Genomic DNA, 21,241 nt, shown 5'->3' on the forward strand with positions numbered 1-21,241 from the left:
TACATCTGGTACAACATGACTAAATCATCTGTTGCTGAAAAATTACAGCTCGTCAATCAACGCCTCAAGGCTGCAAACACTGGGGTGAGAATTTCTCAAAGGGGCGATCGCTTATATGCTAGAGCGACTCTTCCACCCAAACCGGGCTCTACGAAGGACAAAGCCCATCAGCAAGACATTGCGCTCAGGGTTCTAGCTAACCCACAGGGACTACAGCGAGCGGAAGCAGAAGCTAAAAAGATCGGAGCCACACTAGCACTCAAAGAGTTTGATTGGTCACTCTATCTTCCTAAAGTAAGCCCTGAAGTTGAAACTCGAACGGTTGCTCAGTGGATTGCTGCCTTCGAAACAGAGTACTTTCACCGTCGTCAACGTTCTCCTAAAACTGAATCAACTTGGAGGGTTGGCTACCACACGTATCTCCATCGCCTGCCCCAAGCAGTTCCTTTAACGTTGGAAGTTCTGCTCGAAACGATTTACAAGACTAAGCCAGATAGTTGTCCTCGAGCGGGAATGTGCGATGCATTTGACAAGTTAGGCTCCTTTGCAGACTTAAATACGAAATCTATTAAGCTTCTGCGTGGCAAATTCTCTTCCAAAAACTCAGTTCCTCGAAATTTACCCTCTGATCAAGAGATTCTGCAATGGTCTAATGCCATTTCTCACCCCAGTTGGAGGCAGGTGTTTGGTCTTATAGCAACCTATGGTCTGCGCCCTCACGAGGTCTTTTACCTGGACGATGAGGAACTTAGGAGAGGGGGAGTAATGCTGACGATACTGGATGGCACAAAGACAGGAAAACGCCGCGCTTTTCCTTTTCATCAGGAATGGGTAGAGCACTTCGACCTACATAATCTGCAACTACCAGAGAAAAAAGGCAAGAACAACACCCAGATTGGGAGCAAGGTGGCCGAGCACTTTCGAAAAGTAGGAATTCCCTTCCCTCCTTATCACCTCCGTCACTGTTGGGCTGTGAGAGCGCATCGTTTAGAAGTAGATGTTGTTGCTGCAGCTCGGTGGATGGGACACAGCGTGGAGACGCATACGAAAACCTATCACAGGTGGATCTCTGAAGATGTAGATCAGCAAGTGTATGAAGCAGCAATTGAACATGCTCTGGGTAAGAATTCAAGCTCGCACATCCTCGAAACAGGCAGTTCAATAGTGGAGAGAGGGTTTCTGCTACCAGCGAAACCGATCATCGAGACAGCTAAACTCATCAGCGATGTGGAGATAAATCCAAAGTTTGCGATTAATCAGAAGCAGAGCATTCAACCACAATCATCAGAAGTTGTGGCAAGGGCAGCCCTACGGAGTTCGGTAAAGAAATCTAAGCTCCGTTCCAAAGCGATCGATGAGAATTGTCAACAGCTGAGTCTTTTGACTAGCCAAGATTTCACTGTGGCATGAACAATCTAATAACAATGGATGATTCGATTGCAAGGACGGGCTCTCTACCCTCAGATTGGGAAAAGAACTGACTCAGGCTGCAGAGCCTCACAAAATACTATCTAAGACTCTGCAGTTTCACATAGTCATTCTCTAGGACTCCAGAGTCTTGAGAGATGCTGTTTAAGACTGTGGAGTCTTACACAAGAATCAACTGTATTGGCTACGCTGGGCAGCGAGCAAACGGCTAACGATCGCCTCTTACTGCTGAAGGATGAGCCTGAAACAACGACCGCCAACGTGACCTTGAGGATCATCGTGGTAGAGGAAGTGGTTGAGGAATTTCCTCACATCTAATAGTGATGTGGGCGATCGTCCCTTAAGGATTGCGATGCAGTCGAGTAGGACATCGCTGCCCTACTCGACTGCATCGCAATCCCTATCAGGAAACGGGAGTATGCTGAGGCGATCGCCCAAAAGATATCTGCAAAAACTCACCTTTCCCTATCTCCACTGCTCGCAAACCTCACGCATTGCATCAACAACCCCTCGCGTTGCTGTTTTGCCGCCGAGGTGAAGAATAGCAGGATAGAGCGTGACGAGATTTTGCATAAGATGCGATCGCTCACGCTGAGCGATCAGATGGAGATAGGTTTGCCAGTCGGAATGCGGTAGGACAGTGAGGGAAAGGCGAGAAAGGAAACCACTAAGGGTCTTGACACGAGCGGGCTTGGAGGTGAGATCCAGAATTGCTCTCTGGAGGCTGAGTAGAATATCCTGAGGAACCTGTTGAGTTAGGTTGCTCAACACCTCTGCTCGACTGTCCTCATCCTGCATTTCTCGGGCTGCTGCTAACAATGCAGAGAAATCGGCAGCATCGAGTTGAGCCAGGTTGCTCAACACCTTTGCCCGACTGTACTCATGCTGAATCTCTCGGGCTGCTGCTAATGCCTGAGGGAAAATGGCAGCATCGAGTTGAGCCAGGTTGCTCAACACCTCTGCCCGACTGTCCTTATGCTGAATTTCCCAGGCTGCTGCTAACAATGCAGAGAAATCGGCAGCATCGAGTTGAGCTAGGTTGCTCAACACCTTTACCCGACTGTACTCATCTTGAATTTCCCGGGCTGCTGCTAACAATGCAGAGAAATCGGCAGCATCGAGTTGAGCTAGGTTGCTCAACACCTTTGCCCGACTGTACTCATGCTGAATTTCCCAGGCTGCTGCTAATGCCTCGGGGAAGATGGCAGCATCGAGTTTAGCCAGGTTGCTCAACACCCTTGCCCGACTGTACTCATCCTGAATTTCTCGGGCTGCTGCTAACAATGCAGAGAAATCGGCAGCATCGAGTTGAGCCAGGTTGCTCAACACCTCTGCTCGACTGTACTCATGCTGAATTTCTCGGGCTGCTGCTAGTGCCTCAGGGAAGACGGCAGCATCGAGTTTAGCCAGGTTGCTCAACACCTCTGCCCGACTGTCCTTATGCTGAATTTCCCAGGCTGCTGCTAATGCCTCGGGGAAGATGGCAGCATCGAGTTTAGCCAGGTTGCTCAACACCTCTGCCCGCCTGTACTCATGCTGAATTTCCCAGGCTGCTGCTAATGCCTCGGGGAAGATGGCAGCATCGAGTTTAGCCAGGTTGCTCAACACCTCTGCCCGCCTGTACTCATGCTGAATTTCTCGGGCTGCTGCTAACAATGCAGAGAAATCGGCAGCATCGAGTTTAGCCAGGTTGCTCAACACCCTTGCCCGACTGTCCTCATCCTGAATTTCTCGGGCTGCTGCTAATGCCTCGGGGAAGATGGCAGCATCGAGTTTAGCCAGGTTGCTCAACACCTCTGCTCGACTGTACTCATCCTGCATTTCCCGGGCTGCTGCTAACAATGCAGAGAAATCGGCAGCATCGAGTTTAGCCAGGTTGCTCAACACCTTTGCCCGACTGTCCTCATCCTGAATTTCTTGGGCTGCTGCTAATGCCTCAGGGAAGATGGCAGCATCGAGTTGAGCCAGGTCGCTCAACACCCTTGCCCGACTGTCCTCATGCTGAATTTCTCGGGCTGCTGCTAACAATGCAGAGAAATCGGCAGCATCGAGTTGAGCTAGGTTGCTCAACACCTCTGCCCGCTTGTCCTCATCCTGAATTTCTCGGGCTGCTGCTAGTGCCTCAGGGAAGATGGCAGCATCGAGTTTAGCCAGGTTGCTCAACACCTTTGCCCGCCTGTACTCATGCTGAATTTCTCGGGCTGCTGCTAATGCCTCGGGGAAGATGGCAGCATCGAGTTGAGCCAGGTTGCTCAACACCTCTGCCCGCTTGTACTCATCCTGAATTTCTCGGGCTGCTGCTAACAATGCAGAGAAATCGGCAGCATCGAGTTGAGCCAGGTTGCTCAACACCTCTGCCCGCTTGTACTCATCCTGAATTTCTCGGGCTGCTGCTAACAATGCAGAGAAATCGGCAGCATCGAGTTTAGCCAGGTTGCTCAACACCTTTGCCCGACTGTCCTCATCCTGAATTTCTCGGGCTGCTGCTAGTGCCTCAGGGAAGATGGCAGCATCGAGTTTAGCCAGGTTGCTCAACACCCTTGCCCGACTGTACTCACGCTGAATTTCTCGGGCTGCTGCTAACAATGCAGAGAAATCGGCAGCATCGAGTTTAGCCAGGTTGCTCAACACCCTTGCCCGACTGTCCTCATCCTGCATTTCTTGGGCTGCTGCTAACAATGCAGAGAAATCGGCAGCATCGAGTTTAGCCAGGTTGCTCAACACCTCTGCCCGCCTGTACTCATGCTGAATTTCTCGGGCTGCTGCTAGTGCCTCAGGGAAGATGGCAGCATCGAGTTTAGCCAGGTTGCTCAACACCTCTGCCCGCCTGTACTCATCCTGCATTTCTCGGGCTGCTGCTAATGCCTCGGGGAAGATGGCAGCATCGAGTTTAGCCAGGTTGCTCAACACCTCTGCCCGCTTGTACTCATGCTGAATTTCCCGGGCTGCTGCTAACAATGCAGAGAAATCGGCAGCATCGAGTTGAGCTAGGTTGCTCAACACCTTTACCCGACTGTCCTCATCCTGCATTTCCCGGGCTGCTGCTAGTGCCACCTGAAACAGAGCTTTTGATAGATAAGGTGCTAACGCTGCAATGGCTCCAGCGGTCTTCCGCTCATCCTGCATTTGCTCCACATAAGCCCAAGCCTGCTCCACTGTCCAAAAGTCTCGCTTGACAAACTCCGCCATCATGCCAATCGGCAGATTGCTGATCAGGCTATTCAGCGTTGCGGTGGTCAAGGCATAGCGACATTGCAGGACAATCGCCCCCGTCTTATCTTGCTCATAATCTCGTTCTGCAATCCTCCATCCCCGAGCCACATCTTCGACAAAAATAGCGGGTTGCCCAATCCGGTCGCACGCCTCAAACCATGCATTCCGCCCTTGAGCATCACTCATTGCCATCAGTGCATGAAGCTCATCTGTCCAATTTGCCTGCTCCAGATGCCAGGTTAAGTGGCGATGAATATAGCCGTCATTGGGCAAGCCATCCCAACGACAATTGGTAGCGCGTTGTTGGTAACGTTCTAGAAACTGCCGGTGAGCTAAGGGTAAGTTTTGAGTTTCAGATTTGAGTGTGCCTTCTTCGATCAGGTTGCGGGCGATGTCGTGCATCAGGTCATGCACTCGGTAAGTTGGCTCACCTTCGGGAGTGGCTACACCATCCGTCAAGAACGATCGCCGCCGCAAGTCAATCAGTGCCTTCTTTGCCTTTAGAGGCGACACATGCCACAGCACTGCTGCTACTTGCGCCTCTAAATTCACATCCTCTGGCAGCACACCCAGCCAGGCAAACTGCTGCAACTGCTCTGGCTTCAGCCGCCGCAAACTCAGGTTAAAACACGCCCGCAAACTATACTTGCGCTGCTGCTCCTCATCCAGCCGCTCCCACGCTTCCGACGCATCCAACACCTCTAGAGCGACCGCCCGCCGCTCTACCTCAAACTCCGCTCGCAACTCTGCCCAGGTCAACCCGTCCCGCACCTGGTTCGCTGCCAAATCCAGCGCCAGCGGTAAATATCCCAACACTTTGGCAAACGCTTTTACCTGGGCTTCCTGCTCCACTTTCCACTGCCGCTCTAGCTTCTGCCGCACCAGATCAACGGCTTCCTGCTCTGACATCAAATCTAGTGCGTAATACTCTGCTCCCTCGACCTGCGCCTCTCGCGTCGTCACCAGCACCCGACAGCCCGCTCCCCCCACCCGAAACCAATCCGCATGAGCCGCATTCCAGACATCATCTACCACCAGCAACATCCGTCGCTCCGCCAACAGATTATCCAAATACCGCGAAGCTGACTCCAGCGTATTGGCGCTAAACGCCTCTCGCGACTTATCCAATTCCCGAATCCACTCGCCCAGCATCGTCTGCAAGTCAGGACTCTGCCCCAGTGTTACCCACAAAATGCCATCGGCAAACCGTGCCTGCACCTCTCTATCTAGCACCAACGCCGCCGCCAAAACAGATTTTCCTAGCCCACCCAGCCCTGAAATAGCACTCACTACCAGCGTTCGCTCATCCTCTGCTAGCAGCTTTTGTTTGACCGCTTTCAGCACCTTCGGCCGCTCCACAAAGTTTTCTGGCAACCGCACTCTCGGAAAGGGCGCACCCGGTTTCAGGGGCGATCGCCGCTCAACTCCCACCTGCGTTTCTGTTGCCCTTGACCCTGTGGGGTTAGACCAAGGGCCGTTACTTTTTTTGCTCCTCCGGTGAGGCAAGCGATCGCAATCCCTCATATGCCTTCACGAAGGTTGGGAATAATCGCCGCACTACACTTTCTGTATCCCCTTCAAGCTCATAACTCACTACATTCGGAATCAGCGGAATTGCCACCTTCAGTTTTGCCGATGCTGGAGTATCAGGTTTCTGTAATTCCTCCAGAATTTGTTGCAGCAGTGCCTTAATATCATCTTGCCGTTGTAATGGAGTCAGTATCTCAAGCTCATCTACTAGTTCGGCTGTCACTGTCTCCGCAACAGGTTCTGGTAATTCGTGTCGCTTGATCTGCTGACTCAACGTAATGGCATATTCACGTTCAAATTCCCGAATCCGCTGCCAGGTCAGATCAATCTTCTGTTGAATACGAACCTTCTCTGCTTCCTCTGCCAGTAAGAAGGCACGTTCTTCGCCTGCTAGTTGTTTATAGAGTGTCGTCAGGTTCGCTTGAACATCAGCAAGACGATCAAATGCCATACTCAAACAACTCCAGCAGTTAAAAGTACACCAAAATTTTTACTAGAGTCTAACACTCCTATTGAGAGGCAGCGTTTAGTTTGGACGGAACAAGATGCCCATTTTACAAGGGGCAAAGGTAGCATAGATAACGTTGTACTTTAACTTAGTGAAACTAGTAAGAAAGTTTATTACATAAGTAGCTACTTATGTAATAAGCCCTTGACCGTTTCAAAAGAGTTACCTAAGTAATATGTCTTCAATAGATCAAAAACTCGATAGTGATTTTCTCTAATTGTTTCTATATTCCACTCACTATATGTCATAAAGATATAGTTAGTATTTGCCCTGTTCTCTATAGATCCTTTATATCTCATTTTTTTATCAGGAAATTCTTTATTACTTAATGAGGAATTCTTCTTTCTATCTACTAACACTATGTTACCAAGCCTATGAACCCATTTTTTGTGATCAACTTCGGAGATAGTTGCTGTTTTTCCTAAACTTCTAGGCATTAAATGCTCTACCGATGAAGTGCTGCTATCAAAATAAATTTTAGAATTTAGACTGCCAGATAAGAGGTCAATTTTTAACAGCAAGTAACGAGTCTTATTGATTCTTTGACCTGCGTATTCACCCCACTTCTCGCTATCAAGAAAATCTAAAAAATATTCAATGTCAACTGCGGTAGAAGCCTTCTCATCTTGATATTCATATTTAAGAACAGGGGAGTCAAGAAACTGAGATGCTAAATCCTTTATATTGCCGTCTTGCCTTGATATCTCCTCCATTTTTCTTAGTAAAATAAATATTCTCGATTGTAAGTTTCCTTTACCTGTTAACCAGTAAGCTGAACAAAGATTATCTAGTTTAATTAAGAAATCGTAGATTCTAAATTCCTTGAAACACTCTCTATAATGCATTAACGGAGCAACATAAGCGTTTCCATAAGTTTTTGTCAATATATAATTAAGATTTACGAAAAAATTTCCAACTTCACTGGAGCAAATATCGTTACTAGTAATAGCTTGTAAATGTTTAGAATAGCGACCAATTACTTCAAAAGTACCCTCTCCCCTGGTTAACATATTCCTTCCGTACATAAACTCAAAAGCCTTATTAAGGTTTTGGTTATCATCGCTTCTATATTTCATTGTTATAAAGACGATTGACCATAAAAACTCATCAAATGAATTGTATGGTTCGTCGATAGCACTTTCGTACTTTTCCCATTTTTCAGCAAAATCCTTTCGGTCTCCCTCATCCTTTATGTGTCGTAAATTTTGTGCTCTTAAAATATCACTTGCTTGTAGTTGAAGACCTCGACTATTTAGAACTGTAAATAGATTATAGGCATCATCAAGATTATTAGGAGTTGACAAGTATATAATTAAAACTTTTGTGCAAAGGTAAGCATAAAAATCTTTCAAGTATTGTTGTACATCTAATTCCTCCTCAGACAACGCCTGAAACCAATTATGCAATTCTAAAATTGCTGCCGCCATGTTTTTAACAGAGACATCATTGTCTTTGCCCTGAGCAATTAATCTTAAGCTTTCAAAATCCTTCGTTCCGTTCTTCTTGAGTACATACTCTTCCAAAAATTCTTTGTCTTTTCTTATTTCAAATTCAATTCTATTTCTTTCTGGAATACCATCAAACTCGTCCCTCTCCTGCCTCATTCGAGTCCGAATCTTATTCTGTAAATCCTTACTTTTTGATAAATCTCTTAAAACTGCTTGTAGTAGATAGAGAGTTATAAATCTTTGCTGACCATCTAATATATCTTGCGAGGTGTAAACGAAATCACCTTCTTTAGATTGCTTAGTATTCCAAACCATACAACCCAAGAAATACTCCTTTTCTTTATCTCTTTCCATAGCTTTGCGAATGTCATCAAGCAAAGCAACTACTTGATTCTTACCCCAAACATAGGGACGTTGATATTCAGGTACATTGTAGAAGCTATCGGCAGAAAAAATATCTTTAATGTATTTCTTTCCGGTATCAAGAGTGTAGGAAGACATAAGCTCAGTTCTACTTTCTACTTCAAGTTTTATGGGATTAAAGCATTAATGCGTTTTAGTTCGAGGTAGAGGCTCTGCTTACCCCTTCCCAAAACCTTTTAATTTCTAATTTGAATAGTCTCAAATCCATAGGAAATCGACACGATAAGTTGTAAGAAGCGATAGCTGTCAGCCAGCCATCGAACGCACCATAGGGGAAAACGCCGCTCTGCCTGTGCTGCCTCCATAGTATTCACAGAAAAGGCGGTAAAATCAGCACTATCCCAACATCACTAATGGAATTAGTGGAAGTCATGCTACCAATGGTAGTCAACACTAATACAGAACACTACAATTGGCGTTAAGTAAAATATTGGGTTGGTCAGCAAACTTTTCTATTACAGAATGTGTCGCTGCTCCGATGTCCCTGCAGACTCCATCTTTCACAGGTGATTCGGTTCCCTTACGTTGGTTTATCGTTGATGACCTGCTGGAAGTCTGCTGTCTTTCAACATAGGGCAAAGTTTGAACCTCTATCTCCCGCATTACCAGGGTTCAAACTGGCGAAGCTGCTGTTTGCCGCCATATGAAATTGAAAACCCGTGCTGGGTAAAGACTTCAGGGAATTTTTCTGATTTTTATGTCTGTTCTTGCTTCAGAAGGATAATTCAACCAGTTTGAGGTGTACCAATTAAACCCTTCTGTTTTTTGCAGCTTGAAACCCGCATTACAGCGTTATCCAAACCTGTGTCAAATAATTTAGAGATCAATTGGTACAGTAGGTAGACGCTAAATGTGGATCTTTAGGAAATTTTTCACAGTTTTTTCCTAAAATTCCTTTGATGCAGACGTTACAGCACTCGTGTGGCGGCATATGACAGCTTCGCCAGTTTGAACCCTACTACACAGTCAGAAAAGATGGCAGTTGTAGCTGAAGCTATGGAACAAATTACAAGAAATCCATCTATGAAAGATCGAATTATCTCAACCTTTAAAGCAGGAGATATAGAAGCATTAAGAACTTCGATAAATCACCCGCTTGTTAATCTCGTATTAGCAGCTTTAGAAGGTTGGTCGAAAGCAGATTAGTTCTATCCATCCTTTGATCAACAAACAACTCAAGAGCCTAAAAAAAGTTTTCAGATGTCTGGTTACCATTGTCGTTTTTGGCGACTGCCTTGATTAGACACTCAAATCATTGATAGTACAGGTTTGGACTAGTTTAAGACTAAGTACTACTCAGAAATTGGTAGTACATCGCCTACTTTTGAGGGTTTTAGGAGGCTGAAACCCTGATTCTTTCGTTGAGTAGTTGCGCCCCGCAGCAGCAAGTCAAATCTGTACAGCTTAATAGAGCCATCTTCTGTAACGCTTACGGGACAAGCTTTTTCATCTTTCGTGGCACTAAATTACACGTATCCTGATTACACCCCTTATTTAAGGCTTCTGGATCTTGAGACAAATTAAGCCAAGGAGCATCAGTATCCTACCCTTAAAGCCCAAAACGTTTGCTTGGCACAAGGTCAGGGATTTACGCCATTCATTTGCTAATTGTGCCAAATCATTTGCTCATCCACAGTTTGCGTTTCATAACTATCTTTGATATGAGAACTAACTGAATAAGTAAGTCCTGCCTTGTGGCACCGAGCCACAGGGCAGGATCTGATCACGTGTTTTAGGCTCTGCGGCTCAAAGTTAGCTCTAGCACAATGACCGACATCGCACGTGCCGATCGAGAGGAACCGCCGGATCAGTTGAACGTCACCGTGCGCATGTCCTCGCTGCGGGTCCAGCCGACTCCGCTCCATGCCCAGTTCTCGTAGCCCATGTCACCATCGTTGGTGAAAGAGCCGGTATCGAACACGAAGACGTCGAACCCGTTTCCCCCAATTTCGATGTCGTAGTCCTCCGTGACGCCCGTGAGGTTGTCCGGACCGTCGTAGGTCTCGTGCTGGATGATCATGACGTTCTTACCGGGGTTTCTGGCAGAGACCTCGCAGAGATGTGCTTTGACGTAGTCGCCACTATTCTGCGCCTCGTGCGTCAACCTGGCGGCGGCGTCACCCACCGCAGCCCCTCCCGACCCCGGCCCCGGCCTTAGCGGGACGGGGGCATTTGGTAGCTCAGGCGACGGGCAGTCCTGTGCATGTGCTACGGCAGGACCCGCCAGGATACTGGTACCCACCAGTAATGTCGCTAGACCCGAGATTCTCAACAGTTTAGAGAGGTTTTTTTCTTGACTTTTTGGCATGAAACCCATGATTTTATTCCTTGGTTGTTTTTTCAATGATGGTTGCTAACTATATTGTGGCTGAGCAGTAAAACTTGCGTAATTAGCAAATCAGTTGCGCGCTTTCTAAACCTTCGAAACTACTATTATTTAAGGCTTCTGGATCTTGAGACAAATTAAGCCAAGGAGCATCAATATCCTACCCTTAAAGCCCAAAACGTTTGCTTGGTACAAGGTCAGGGATTTACGCCATTCATTTGCTAATTGCGCCAAATCATTTGCTCATCCACACCAAGTCATTTTGTATGAACTGAGAATCTTCAAACTCCTACCATTTCTCAACATAATCAAGCTCCTTTGTGTGTGAATAAAACGTCGTGGTTTAGATGGTTTAGTATTCTGGGACATTGCTCCTGAGTCGTTCAACAGTTAGGAGCAACGCTTTCGTATTTCCAGCGTTAGGTAGCACAGCGCAGGCTTTCCAATTCATTGGGAATCGGCTGTTGCAGTCGTGAACTTTCGTTTATACGACTCATTTCAACGATTCGAAGATCACCACTACGGCGACTGTGCAAAAGGTGACGATCACAACTGGTACTAACATTGGTTCTAAGAGACTCAGCAAGGGTTTAAAAAACTGTTCGCCGCCTAGAGTTGCAGAAAAAACGGAAATAACAGCAAAACCAATAAGGAACAGAAAGAACCATTTAACGATCCGAAACGCTAACCTTACTGATGGAGAGTATCCACCTAAGTTGGACTGACTGGTTTGCAATGCCTTGGAAGTTGACTGAGCTGAGTGATTGCGTAGATAAGCAACATCTTGATAAATTGTATCGACTTGAGTTTGTATCTGCTTGAGCGCATTGGTAAGCTCGGAAATAGTTTCCAGTTGTTTTGCGGGTGGTAATCGATGGGTTGAAGGATAGTCCTTTGAAAACACATTTGAGTAATAAGAACCCATCGCTTTTTCTGAGATAGAGGAATTCATGGCAGTAACTTAAAAAGAGTTGTGTGGATCATCGAAGTAAGTGAATTGCTGCTTTTTAGCTCATAAAGCTTAAAGCGCATTTACTTAAGAGTAGCTAATTGAGCGTGCTTTAAGAGTAGAGTTATTTAAGGAATAAATTAATAATAAATAGGCAGTTTTATAAAAGAATTTTTTGTTTAACAAAGTACTGAAATAAGAGAATTTCAGCTTGGAAAAGTTCAGCCGCAAATTATAGAAATTCCCTAAATTACTTTCTGATAGTGCTGCATGACACTGCAATGTTGTCAGCAATTGCACATGTTTAGTGGCTTTTGCCGAACAGAGATCACTGTGTTCTTAGGCAAGAGGATTGAAGTATCAATGAGCAAAGCTTTTACTGTTTTCAGTTTAGTTTGATACAGCTTCATATTTGTTCTAGTCATTATCCGATCCCGAACTTTTAAGCCACTTTCGTAGAGGTTCAGGATTCGTACCGCAAAAAGTTAAGGAAATATCGTAGAAGTTCAGGGTAGACTAGACAGCAGTTTTTTCAGGGTGTACTAATCCTTCTCTGCTAATGGAGCCTGAGCAGTTAGATCGCATTGTTGATGTAGTTAGTGCAAAAATTCGTGCATCAGAAGGGGGGCAAGGACTCACTCCTGTTCAGCGAATTGTCCTGCGTGGCTCTCTAGAAAGGCAGAAGTATAGGGGAATAGCCCATAACAGTGGAGGCTATTCCTACAAATACATTCAGCAAGAGGTTGGACCAGACCTCTGGAAGCTGCTCTCTAAGCTATTCGAAGCGGAGATTAAAAAGACAAACTGCTGGGATATACTACCGGAGCTGTGTAGCAAGGTAAGTTCGCCATTAGTTCCTTCTAGAGAAGATGCCCAGTCACGAAATGACGCTGCTCCGCCTGCGCCTGCGCCTGTGCCTGCGCCTGCGCCGCCAAGAGAAGAGGCTGAGTCAGGGACTGACCAACAGTTTCAGGATTGGGATGGAGCGCCTGAGGTCCGTCGATTCTATGGACGGCAGCGAGAACTGGAGCAGTTAGAACAACAGATTACGATCGATGGTTGTAAGCTCGTCACATTAATCGGCATCGTTGGCATAGGGAAAACGTGGTTGGCAGTGAAGCTTGCCAGAAACATTCGGGAGCATTACGACTGTTTAATATGGCGCTCGCTGGACTTACAGCCCCCTCTATTGATGCATGATCTCTTAGAAGACTTAACTCAACAGCTATCTAGGAATAGGGAGAGAAGCACAGACGTGACACGCCTTGTAGATTATTTGCGAGATCAATCCTGCCTGATCATCCTAGATGGCTTTGAATCTGTTCTTCAGGGCGGAACTCATGATGGCTCCTATCGAAGCGGGTATGAGGATTACAGTAGACTTCTAAAACAGATAAGCACACAGTTTCATCAAAGTTGCGTCATTCTCACAAGCAGGGAAAAGCCAAAAGATATTGCGGTGATGGAGCACCTTGGAGTCTATTCATTGAGCTTGTCCGGTCTTGGGGAATCAGCTATTCGAGAGCTTTTGACCAGCAGAAGACTGTATGGCTCTGATGGTGATTGGCGAACATTAAGTAGTCACTATCAGGGAAATCCAGGCGTGTTAGCTGCTGTAGCAATGGAATTGGAAGTGTTTGGTGGCGATATAGCCAGCTTCTTGAACCAAACCCCTTTAGGAATTCCTAGGGCTGCTCAATCTATGTTTAATCAACAATTTGAGCGTTTATCAACGCTAGAGCAAGAGATTATCCAATTTTTAGCAAACAGCCATGAACCTACTAGCGTCGAAGATTTACTGTCGGTGTTTAGCGAAAGAGTACCTAGCATCGATGTACGTGAAGCATTAAGTTCATTGATCAGAAGGTCCATGGTCTATGTGAGAGAGGGGCGGTATTTTGTGCAGAGCTTGCTGATAGCACATGTCAATGACTCTGCTGAGTAAGGTTTTGAATTGCTGCCTAAAACCACAATCTATTTTTGCTCTAGGACAGAAAATGTATCCTTTCGTTAAATGGGATACAGCTACAATCTCGAGTAACCTATATCCTATTACTGTCTAATCATCGGCTTTTCTTGGTATTCACCCTCCTGAATGGCCGAATCAAGAATCGCCTTATTAGGGAATCTACCTCAGGAAGATGGTTACCATGTCGGGCTACTCTTCTCCATCAGCAGGCTCTTCTTATAGAAATTTCGAGCGTGATTCAGAATACATCTATCGTCATCTGCTCGATATTAGAAAAAGCGAGTCTCCGGATGTGCTGGTTGAACGCCTTCGTAGCTTGTTCATAGAAGGCATTCATTATCCTGAAGCGGAAGCTCTAAGGGCTGTCAACAGGATGGTGTTGTCAGAGTGGGCAAGTAGCAATTTTCCCCATGTTTTGAATCGCTGCTGTTACATCCTCATCAATCATTGGTGGTCCCATTCAGAGTTGAATCAAAAGCTCACTAAGGCAACTCATGACTTAGTTGCTTTGTTTCTATCAAACTCCTCACCACCTGAAAAATCTCTTGCCACACAGCGATTAAGGGAATTAATCAGAGAGTTTACCAAAACAGAACAATACCAAGCGTTACAGCGCCGAGCACAGGTTGTGGGGGGACCTTCACCAACCGAAGGTCAGCTAAATACACAAGATCGTGAGAATGTAGAGAGTAAACGCATTATTGATTTGATTCATCGTTATCCACTTCTATACTCCTACTATCTACGTGGAGAAGACAGTGAAGATAGTGGTGATTTGCGAGCTATTGAACGTTTGCAAATTAAGCGGGAGCAGCAGTTTGAACAGGATTTGTTCCACTACATGACCTATATGCAGAAGAGCAGCAATTCTTCTTGCAATGGTGCTTTGTCAGCAGTGAAAAATCCAACATTAATGAGCACCGAAGACTTAAGAGCAGCAGTTATGACATTTGGAGGAGCTGTAAAAGGCTCTCCAAGCTATCGAGATGCTGCAAAGCAGTCCCTAAGCACGATAGCTCAAGCAGTATCCTACCAAGATATGAAGGAGCAGGTACACGAATATTTGCTTTCCTCCATTCGTTGCTCTGCAAATCCAGACTATGGAAATCATCGATTCAACAGTTGGCTATCAGAACAACTAAAGAGCACTCTTCCCCAAGGAGATACCTTAAAGCCAAGTACGCATCTGCTGATGCGTACTTGTGGTCACTTAATAGATGTCCTATTAGCGAAGCCACATGTGTCTGACCATAAGTCAGTTGAAAACCATTTGATGTTCGTGGACCTGAATACTAACCTAGGAGCGACGTTTACTATTGGTCTTCTGCTGAAAATTGTTTTACTGTGCGCTGCTAATAGAGGTAACTTCACTGTACTCAAGTCACGTATAGCCAAACAATTCGCTTGTATGTTTAGGCACTACGAAACGGCAATTAGGAGCAATACTGAGTGGCTTATTCGGTGTTTGGACAACCTGATGGTTGCCTTTTCTATTCACTTTGGAAGACACAGCTTCTCAAATTGGACGAGTTTATTGGACCAGTAAGCACATCTTGAAATTTCTTAAGACGCGCTTACATAGGAACAGCTAAGTAGATCAAGCTTGCAAAGCTCAGGCGTGTGAAGTTAGATAAAGGTATCGATTTCAACAATTAGGAGGGGCAGAACATGGGCGCCTGCTTACGCGTTTTCCTGAGTCGGGGTTCTTTAGCGGCAACAAGAAAAATTCTCTTAAGCATTTAAGCATCTGGTTTCCTGGCTTGCTCCTTCAAAATACCCGCAAAGCCGTGAGGCATTGACAAGAGCATCAGGGAGTTTCATGAAGAGATAAGAAACGTTCAATAAGGCAGAACAGCGATCGCCCGCTGCTTATCTCCTTCAGACACTTCTAGATACCGTGCCAGTTCATTCAGGCTCTTATGCCCAGAGATAGCAGCAATATTCTTGATGGGGGTGTTGGCATCCTTCATCGCAGTCAGAGCCGTTCTTCTGAAGCTATGAGTACCAACGCCCTCAATTCCTAATCCCTCACATACAGCCCGCAGTTCCTTATCTACAACTTGCCTAGTGATGTGAGGCAACCTCTTCCCACCCTGCGAGGGGAACAGGTAGCCAGTCCTGGGCAGAGCTGCATCAGCCAGAATTGCTCTCAGCTTTGGGTGAATGGGTACAGCTCTTGTCTCTCCGGTCTTGGTTTTGGTGAAAATGATAAACTCTTCCTGGATGTTCTCAGCTTTGAGAGCGATCGCCTCACCCATTCGGCAGCCAGTGTAAGCAGCAATGGCGATCGCCGTCCGGTAAGGTTCGCGAGCGTAGGTTAAAACTTGCTCTACTTCGGCAGGGGTTAAAACTTTGGCTTGACCTTTCCCTTCAACTTTGCCTGCCATCGTTTGCTCACTCTAAAATCAGTTCCCTCTAATAATATTGTCGTTTCAGTTGAATCGACAACGGAGAAATAAGTGTTTTAGAGGTTCTTCATGGATGCAGTCAGAGAATAAAGCCTTATTGCTCAGAATGCCTTCTTATTGAGAATGCAAAGCTATCAGTGATTGCATATTGAGACAAGTTAGACTTGCAGTAAGAGTTAGCACTGACTGCAATGGGCAAACAGCCAAACTCGATGATCGGAACACGAGTTCCCCCAGATTGGAAAGTACGAATCGAGACAATTGCAGCTAAGACAGGTCGCAACCCCAGCCAAGTTATCTATGAGGCGATCGCCCTCTACCTGGGAGAGAATGACGCTTCGACCGTTGGGGTAACGCTTCAGGACATTCTGAGCAAGCTTGAGGCAGTGGAGCAGCAGTCAGCGATCAAAGTGCTGATGGCAAGGTAGGGGAGATCCCGGTTGAACGCTTCTGCATGTCGGTTGAAACCGTAATCAGAGAAGCAATCGCCTTATTCAGTACGTTTGCACTATATGCAGTAATGCAGTAATGCAGTAAAATCTTAAGTAATTACTGCATTGGTAAAATTCCATGGCTGTTATTGCGTTTGTCAACCAGAAGGGGGGCTGCGCGAAGTCAACTACCTCAGTTCACTTTGCCTATTGGCTCAGCCGCAAAAAGAATAAGGTCTTGCTGGTCGATGCTGATGCCCAGCGCTCTAGTTCCATCTGGCTAGAGTCAATGGAGACTCAGATTCCGTTTGAGGTCGTTCAATCACCTGATGACTTGCTAGAGAGAATCCCAGAACTAGTCCAAACATGCCAGCATCTTATCGTAGATGGGCCAGCGGGGTTGTCAGAGTCCACCAGGGCGATTCTATTTAGAGCAGACCTGGCGATCGTTCCTTGCCAGCCGACCGGGGTAGACTTGCGCTCTGCCTCTGATGCTATGCGACTAATCAGGCAAGCTCAATCAGTTCGCAGTGGACCCCCCAAAGCTGCCGTGTTCATCTCCAGAGCAGTGAAGGGGACAAAACTGCTAGAGGAGGCGATCGCCCTACTGACCAAAAGCGAAGTTCCGATCCTAAAGTCAGTGGTCTACCAACGTCAGATTGTGGCTGACACTTTTGGGCAAGGTGCGACAGTTTGGGAGTTGGCAGGAAAGCCCGCTGCTGATGCATCTAAGGAGTTTGAGCGGCTATTCAAAGAAATCATGGGGTTACTGCAATGAGTCCAGCAAAAAGACAGCGCAAATCCCTCGATAGCAGCAACCTAGCTTCTGAGTTTGTCTATGGCGATCGCCAGGGCAGCAGCCGTTCTGTAGAGCCTGTAGAGGAACCTGAAGAAATAGATGAGCCAGAGGAAGAACCACCATCGGAGCCGGAACCTAAAACACCTCAGAAACTGCCTAAACAAGCCCGTGCAAAGAAACCTAGCACCACCAGTAACAGGAGTAGCCTTATGTCTAGATTGATGGAATCCGCTGTTGAGAAGGAGCCAACGATCCGGCTAACTGTGGACATGCCCCAATCAATGCACCAAAAGCTATCAATTCTCTGCGCTAGAACTGGCAAGAAAAAAGCTGAAGTAGTTCGGCTATTACTTGAGGAAGCACTTAATGAAGTAAATGAATAATGCAGTAATGCAGTAATTAATGCAGTATTTACTCATGAGGGAAACGGAATTTCCCTCATGAATAGGTAGAGTGATCGCCGCCTCATTCTGGGCAGATGACGATAGGCGTAGTGAATCCGTTATTCACAACCCCATCCATCCCCGTCCCCATCAAGTCCGTTAGGGTCTGATCCTCCAACAAAGACGGGAGAACCTACATCTGAACAATCGAGGTCGGAGGAGGGTGAAGAAGCGTTAGAGCCGCTACTGTAGTTGCCACGCGATGGTCTGTTCTGTACACTTCCGCTTCTGCCGGAACCATTCCCTACTGACTCCGCAGCTCTGTGCCAGTCGAGCCGAGTTCTTCCGCTTTGATTAACCGTTTCCTCTACTTCGGCTGTTTCCGATGCAACGCCAACCCCTTCGCAGTTTGGAATCTGGGAGAAACGAGCGTTTGTGTCGCGATAGCTAACTAAATCAGATCGAAATTCTACCAATTGCTGCCGATAAGCAGGAGTCGCTTCATCAGAGGCAATCATGGGGCTAACAATTCCAATGGCTTCATCCCAATCCTGAAGACACACTGCCTCTTGCAAAGCAATTTGTTGCTCTGCAAGACTGATTGTTTGAGCAAATCCAGAAGTAGAGGCAAGGGTTGTAGTAGCAACAATTGCGGTTAGGGCAACGGGCAGCTTTAGCTTAAACATGGGTGTTGAGAGTCAGGTTTCTTCTAGGCTGCCCGTAATCCATTGAAATAAGGTAAACCTCTCATGAATTTCAGTAAAAGCATTATGAAAGCATTTAGGTCTAGGCAATTACTTATGAGAACAACCATTCCCATAAGTAACTACGGACAGGCTAAAAATGGCTTTGGGGTGTAGTTAAGCTCAGCGGAGCAGTCACCCACTCCGCTGAGCTTAACTACACCTCTGTTTCAGTAACATTGCCAAAAATGAACATTGAGCGATCGCATGTAGCACGCCTAAAACCTTGTTTTGTCGGGAATGAGGATCTCAACACTGCCGAATTTAGTCATTTTCGGCAATGATGTCAACGCCTAAGTTCACCCAACCCCGCCCTGTAGCGAAGCGAAGGCGCGGGTTCGGGTGCAACGCCTTGTTAGCCCGCAGCTTTTGCCAGCGACTGCACAAGCGCCAGTGCGTCCGAATATGCAGCCTTACGAGAAGCGACGATTGATCGGTAGACAAAGCTCCGCTTAGTAATCGCATCCGCTACAAATCTTGATACCCTTTTATCAGCGCACACCTCAGGAAGGAGGCGAAGATCCATGATCCATGACGATAGGTTATCTGAGGGATAGTGGACGCCCGCAAAAACTCTCCGATCGCCAATGTCTACGCCAAACTGACCTAGTGCCGCTAATTGAGATTCAGTCGGCGCATATCCACGCTGCAGCCACGCTTCGTATATACCTGCTGCGGCGAGGCATCCCTGGAAGCAGTGCCCGCTCGACATTGACGAGGTCATTGACGTTGCAGCCAACTCAAAGCGATGCTCCTGACCAATTAGTTTTGCAACTTGGTAGGCCCGCGGGCGCTGTAAAAGTTGTTTGATCTGAATGCTTACGCTACCGGCCTTGTCCTTCAAGGCTTGCCGTAAATCGGAGGGCAATTTGTCCAGTTGCTGTGACGGCAGTGTGACGTCATAAAAAAAGTACCTATCGCCTAGCTTTGCCGTGTCTTCATCGACGAAGTATTGTCTATGCGTCGGAATTGATGCGGCCGCGACGGGTGTATCTGGTCGCTGATCGAGAACTGCTGGCCCATCAATTGTGGAAAATAGCTCGAAATCTGCCGTAGTGAGCGCGTGCATCCTGTTATGGTCTGGATTGAACCACGCTGACGCCGTCTGATCCCACTGTGGCCACAACGTTTCATTAATTAGCTTAATGGTCTCATTGCGCCATTCGAGCCAAGTTTGTTCTCTCTCAAACTGCGGAAGAGCCGGTCGCCAAGCATTCGGAGCTAGGGACGCGGGGTCAACTGACTCTTTATAAATACGAGCAAACTGACCATACGGCGGATAGACAATCACTTGTAACTCCTCTGAAGTAACTTGTTAACTAACGGAGTGGTCGGTTAATGCTTTTGCGGGCTAACATTCCTGCTTACCGGATGCAGCCAACCTTTGCAACTCAACAACGGATTAACTCATTCCGGTGCAGCAGGATGTTAGCCCGTTGCTACTGTGCAGTTCCTCGCCGTCCCTCTGCTCTTCCAAATTCTAAGTAGTGTTCGATTGCTCCTTTATAGTTACTAGCTCCATACACCCTAGCTACATCGGGGTTGTTTGAAAGATAAAAACTAGGATCGAAGTCAGGAGAGCCTTGACGACCTTCAGAAACACCGTAAGTTAGCCAGTGATCGACTGCTGCGGAGTAGTTCTGAGCACCAAATGCACTCTGCAAATCGGAGTACCTATTCAAGTAGTACTGAACATCAAAAACGATAGAACTTCTCCGTCCCTCTTGAATACCATATGTTAACCAATGATTGATTGCAGCAGTATAGTCATTAGAGAAAGCGTTCTGTAGATCAGGGTAAAAACTTAAGTAATACTGAACATCAAACGCAGGTGAGCTTCTCCGACCCTCCTGAATACCATAAGTGAGCCAATGATTCCTTGCGGCTCCTTGGTTCGTGCCAAAAGCATTTCGCAAATCTCCATAAGACATCAAATAGAAGTCTGGATCAAAGACGGGAGAACTTGAAAAAGAGGAAGTTGCTACGCTCTGAGTATCTAACCATGCTGAAAACTGCTCCTCAAAAGCAAAGGCTTCTCTCTCTAGGCGATTGTTTTCATAGCTTTGACCAGCTCTTTTGTACTCTCTAAAGTAGTGAAAGCCAAAAGTACCGGCTCCACCGTAGTCTTGGCACTGTCTAGAGTGAGTTAGTTCATGAGCTAATAAAATAATTTGCCCAAGGTCGCCCTGCTGATAAGGATCGTCTATATAAATACGGTCGCAATAGGTTTGGGCGGCAGATTGATTCATAGGAATTCTATATCCTAGTGCTGACAACTCATCCATCAAGTTTGCGTTGTAGACGACTGCAGCTCGATCGACTAAATCGCCAAAATGAGGTCGCAAATACTGCTTCTGCAATGCATCTAAGCTCTGGCTTGAACCATTATTTGCCCTCATCCAGTTGGCTGCTGCTTGATATGCCGCTGACCCTGCTTCCCCCCATGCTTGTTCAGCGAAGTCAGCGGAACCAGGAATGTGAGGTGTTGGATCTAAGTCTTGATGACAAAGTTCTCCGAAAGGGGTATCTACACATACTGCTTGAGCAGGTGAGGACCACAACACGCCAACAAGCGGAGGGACGAAGAGTATACAGGAAAGAGTAAGGACGAACAAAAACGAATTGCGTCGAATCTTCATGAACTTAACCTTGTTGCCATATTTCAATGCTGTTTTGACTGCGT

General features: G+C 46.6%; 17 protein-coding genes. 8 read left to right on the plus strand and 9 right to left on the minus strand.

Translation table 11 applies throughout. The features are described from left to right. Nucleotides 1-15: 15 nt before the first annotated feature. Both H6F88_RS04595 and H6F88_RS04600 read left to right on the plus strand, forming a co-directional pair. Nucleotides 16-1,410, plus strand: coding sequence for a site-specific integrase (locus H6F88_RS04595; RefSeq protein ID WP_190641572.1), 1,395 nt, complete (start codon nucleotides 16-18; stop codon nucleotides 1,408-1,410). Nucleotides 1,411-1,608: 198 nt separating this feature from the next. Further along, nucleotides 1,609-1,746 carry a hypothetical protein gene (locus tag H6F88_RS04600; protein WP_190641573.1) on the plus strand — a complete coding sequence of 46 codons (138 nt, stop codon included), beginning with the start codon at nucleotides 1,609-1,611 and terminating at the stop codon, nucleotides 1,744-1,746. A gap of 147 nt (nucleotides 1,747-1,893) precedes the next feature. Here H6F88_RS04600 and H6F88_RS04605 read toward each other — a convergent pair whose 3' ends face one another. The 3 genes from H6F88_RS04605 to H6F88_RS04615 form a co-directional block, all read right to left on the minus strand. Further along, complete coding sequence (locus H6F88_RS04605; protein WP_190641574.1) at nucleotides 1,894-6,072, minus strand: NB-ARC domain-containing protein; 4,179 nt, start codon at nucleotides 6,070-6,072, stop codon at nucleotides 1,894-1,896. Nucleotides 6,073-6,118: 46 nt separating this feature from the next. Further along, nucleotides 6,119-6,622, minus strand: a complete 504-nt coding sequence (locus H6F88_RS04610; protein WP_190641575.1) for a hypothetical protein — start codon at nucleotides 6,620-6,622, stop codon at nucleotides 6,119-6,121. Between the two features lie 182 nt (nucleotides 6,623-6,804). After that, nucleotides 6,805-8,628, minus strand: coding sequence for a DUF262 domain-containing protein (locus H6F88_RS04615; protein ID WP_190641576.1), 1,824 nt, complete (start codon nucleotides 8,626-8,628; stop codon nucleotides 6,805-6,807). A gap of 897 nt (nucleotides 8,629-9,525) precedes the next feature. On the opposite strand from H6F88_RS04615, the gene H6F88_RS04620 reads away from it, so the two are divergent. Next, complete coding sequence (locus H6F88_RS04620) at nucleotides 9,526-9,696, plus strand: hypothetical protein (protein ID WP_190641577.1); 171 nt, start codon at nucleotides 9,526-9,528, stop codon at nucleotides 9,694-9,696. Nucleotides 9,697-10,357: 661 nt separating this feature from the next. Here H6F88_RS04620 and H6F88_RS04625 read toward each other — a convergent pair. Continuing rightward, complete coding sequence (locus H6F88_RS04625; RefSeq protein WP_190641578.1) at nucleotides 10,358-10,675, minus strand: hypothetical protein; 318 nt, start codon at nucleotides 10,673-10,675, stop codon at nucleotides 10,358-10,360. Between the two features lie 694 nt (nucleotides 10,676-11,369). Beyond that, a complete protein-coding gene (locus H6F88_RS04630) occupies nucleotides 11,370-11,828 on the minus strand; it encodes a hypothetical protein (RefSeq protein WP_190641579.1) in 459 nt (152 codons plus the stop codon). Nucleotides 11,829-12,384: 556 nt separating this feature from the next. Between H6F88_RS04630 and H6F88_RS04635 the strand changes: the two genes are divergently transcribed. Together H6F88_RS04635 and H6F88_RS04640 are read left to right on the plus strand one after the other, a co-directional pair. Next, nucleotides 12,385-13,770, plus strand: a complete 1,386-nt coding sequence (locus H6F88_RS04635; protein ID WP_190641580.1) for an NB-ARC domain-containing protein — start codon at nucleotides 12,385-12,387, stop codon at nucleotides 13,768-13,770. 205 nt (nucleotides 13,771-13,975) lie between these two features. After that, nucleotides 13,976-15,340, plus strand: a complete 1,365-nt coding sequence (locus tag H6F88_RS04640; protein WP_190641581.1) for a hypothetical protein — start codon at nucleotides 13,976-13,978, stop codon at nucleotides 15,338-15,340. 292 nt (nucleotides 15,341-15,632) lie between these two features. Here the strand turns inward: H6F88_RS04640 and H6F88_RS04645 are convergent, their stop codons facing one another. Next, nucleotides 15,633-16,181: a site-specific integrase gene (locus tag H6F88_RS04645; protein ID WP_190641582.1), complete on the minus strand. Its 549-nt coding sequence runs from the start codon at nucleotides 16,179-16,181 to the stop codon at nucleotides 15,633-15,635. A gap of 212 nt (nucleotides 16,182-16,393) precedes the next feature. Here H6F88_RS04645 and H6F88_RS04650 point away from each other — a divergent pair, with 212 nt between their 5' ends. The 3 genes from H6F88_RS04650 (at nucleotide 16,394) to H6F88_RS04660 (ending at nucleotide 17,815) form a co-directional block, all read left to right on the plus strand. Next, complete coding sequence (locus H6F88_RS04650; protein WP_190641583.1) at nucleotides 16,394-16,630, plus strand: hypothetical protein; 237 nt, start codon at nucleotides 16,394-16,396, stop codon at nucleotides 16,628-16,630. 142 nt (nucleotides 16,631-16,772) lie between these two features. Beyond that, nucleotides 16,773-17,411 (plus strand): AAA family ATPase, encoded by a 639-nt coding sequence (locus H6F88_RS04655; RefSeq protein WP_190641584.1) that lies wholly within the window; start codon nucleotides 16,773-16,775, stop codon nucleotides 17,409-17,411. Next, nucleotides 17,408-17,815 carry a CopG family transcriptional regulator gene (locus tag H6F88_RS04660; protein WP_190641585.1) on the plus strand — a complete coding sequence of 136 codons (408 nt, stop codon included), beginning with the start codon at nucleotides 17,408-17,410 and terminating at the stop codon, nucleotides 17,813-17,815. Before H6F88_RS04655 ends, H6F88_RS04660 begins: the two co-directional genes overlap by 4 nt. Nucleotides 17,816-17,934: 119 nt before the next feature. On the opposite strand, the gene H6F88_RS04665 is transcribed toward H6F88_RS04660, so the two are convergent. The 3 genes from H6F88_RS04665 to H6F88_RS04675 all read right to left on the minus strand — a co-directional run bounded on the left by H6F88_RS04665 (nucleotide 17,935) and on the right by H6F88_RS04675 (nucleotide 21,122). Next, a complete protein-coding gene (locus H6F88_RS04665) occupies nucleotides 17,935-18,501 on the minus strand; it encodes a hypothetical protein (protein WP_190641586.1) in 567 nt (188 codons plus the stop codon). A gap of 412 nt (nucleotides 18,502-18,913) precedes the next feature. Continuing rightward, nucleotides 18,914-19,849: a hypothetical protein gene (locus H6F88_RS04670; protein ID WP_190641587.1), complete on the minus strand. Its 936-nt coding sequence runs from the start codon at nucleotides 19,847-19,849 to the stop codon at nucleotides 18,914-18,916. A gap of 148 nt (nucleotides 19,850-19,997) precedes the next feature. Next, nucleotides 19,998-21,122 carry a hypothetical protein gene (locus tag H6F88_RS04675; RefSeq protein WP_190641588.1) on the minus strand — a complete coding sequence of 375 codons (1,125 nt, stop codon included), beginning with the start codon at nucleotides 21,120-21,122 and terminating at the stop codon, nucleotides 19,998-20,000. Nucleotides 21,123-21,241: the final 119 nt, after the last annotated feature.

Origin of the sequence: Oculatella sp. FACHB-28 (assembly GCF_014696015.1) — a bacterium.
GTDB lineage: Bacteria > Cyanobacteriota > Cyanobacteriia > Elainellales > Elainellaceae > JAAUTN01.

Bases quoted from the DNA above. Each gene is read 5' to 3' on its own strand.
- H6F88_RS04595 (WP_190641572.1), top strand. From the start codon at position 16: ATGACTAAATCATCTGTTGCTGAAAAATTACAGCTCGTCAATCAACGC.
- H6F88_RS04655 (WP_190641584.1), top strand. From the start codon at position 16,773: ATGGCTGTTATTGCGTTTGTCAACCAGAAGGGGGGCTGCGCGAAGTCA.
- H6F88_RS04640 (WP_190641581.1), top strand. From the start codon at position 13,976: ATGTCGGGCTACTCTTCTCCATCAGCAGGCTCTTCTTATAGAAATTTC.
- H6F88_RS04660 (WP_190641585.1), top strand. From the start codon at position 17,408: ATGAGTCCAGCAAAAAGACAGCGCAAATCCCTCGATAGCAGCAACCTA.
- H6F88_RS04665 (WP_190641586.1), bottom strand. From the start codon at position 18,501: ATGTTTAAGCTAAAGCTGCCCGTTGCCCTAACCGCAATTGTTGCTACT.
- H6F88_RS04645 (WP_190641582.1), bottom strand. From the start codon at position 16,181: ATGGCAGGCAAAGTTGAAGGGAAAGGTCAAGCCAAAGTTTTAACCCCT.
- H6F88_RS04620 (WP_190641577.1), top strand. From the start codon at position 9,526: ATGGCAGTTGTAGCTGAAGCTATGGAACAAATTACAAGAAATCCATCT.
- H6F88_RS04630 (WP_190641579.1), bottom strand. From the start codon at position 11,828: ATGAATTCCTCTATCTCAGAAAAAGCGATGGGTTCTTATTACTCAAAT.
- H6F88_RS04650 (WP_190641583.1), top strand. From the start codon at position 16,394: ATGGGCAAACAGCCAAACTCGATGATCGGAACACGAGTTCCCCCAGAT.
- H6F88_RS04615 (WP_190641576.1), bottom strand. From the start codon at position 8,628: ATGTCTTCCTACACTCTTGATACCGGAAAGAAATACATTAAAGATATT.
- H6F88_RS04635 (WP_190641580.1), top strand. From the start codon at position 12,385: ATGGAGCCTGAGCAGTTAGATCGCATTGTTGATGTAGTTAGTGCAAAA.
- H6F88_RS04610 (WP_190641575.1), bottom strand. From the start codon at position 6,622: ATGGCATTTGATCGTCTTGCTGATGTTCAAGCGAACCTGACGACACTC.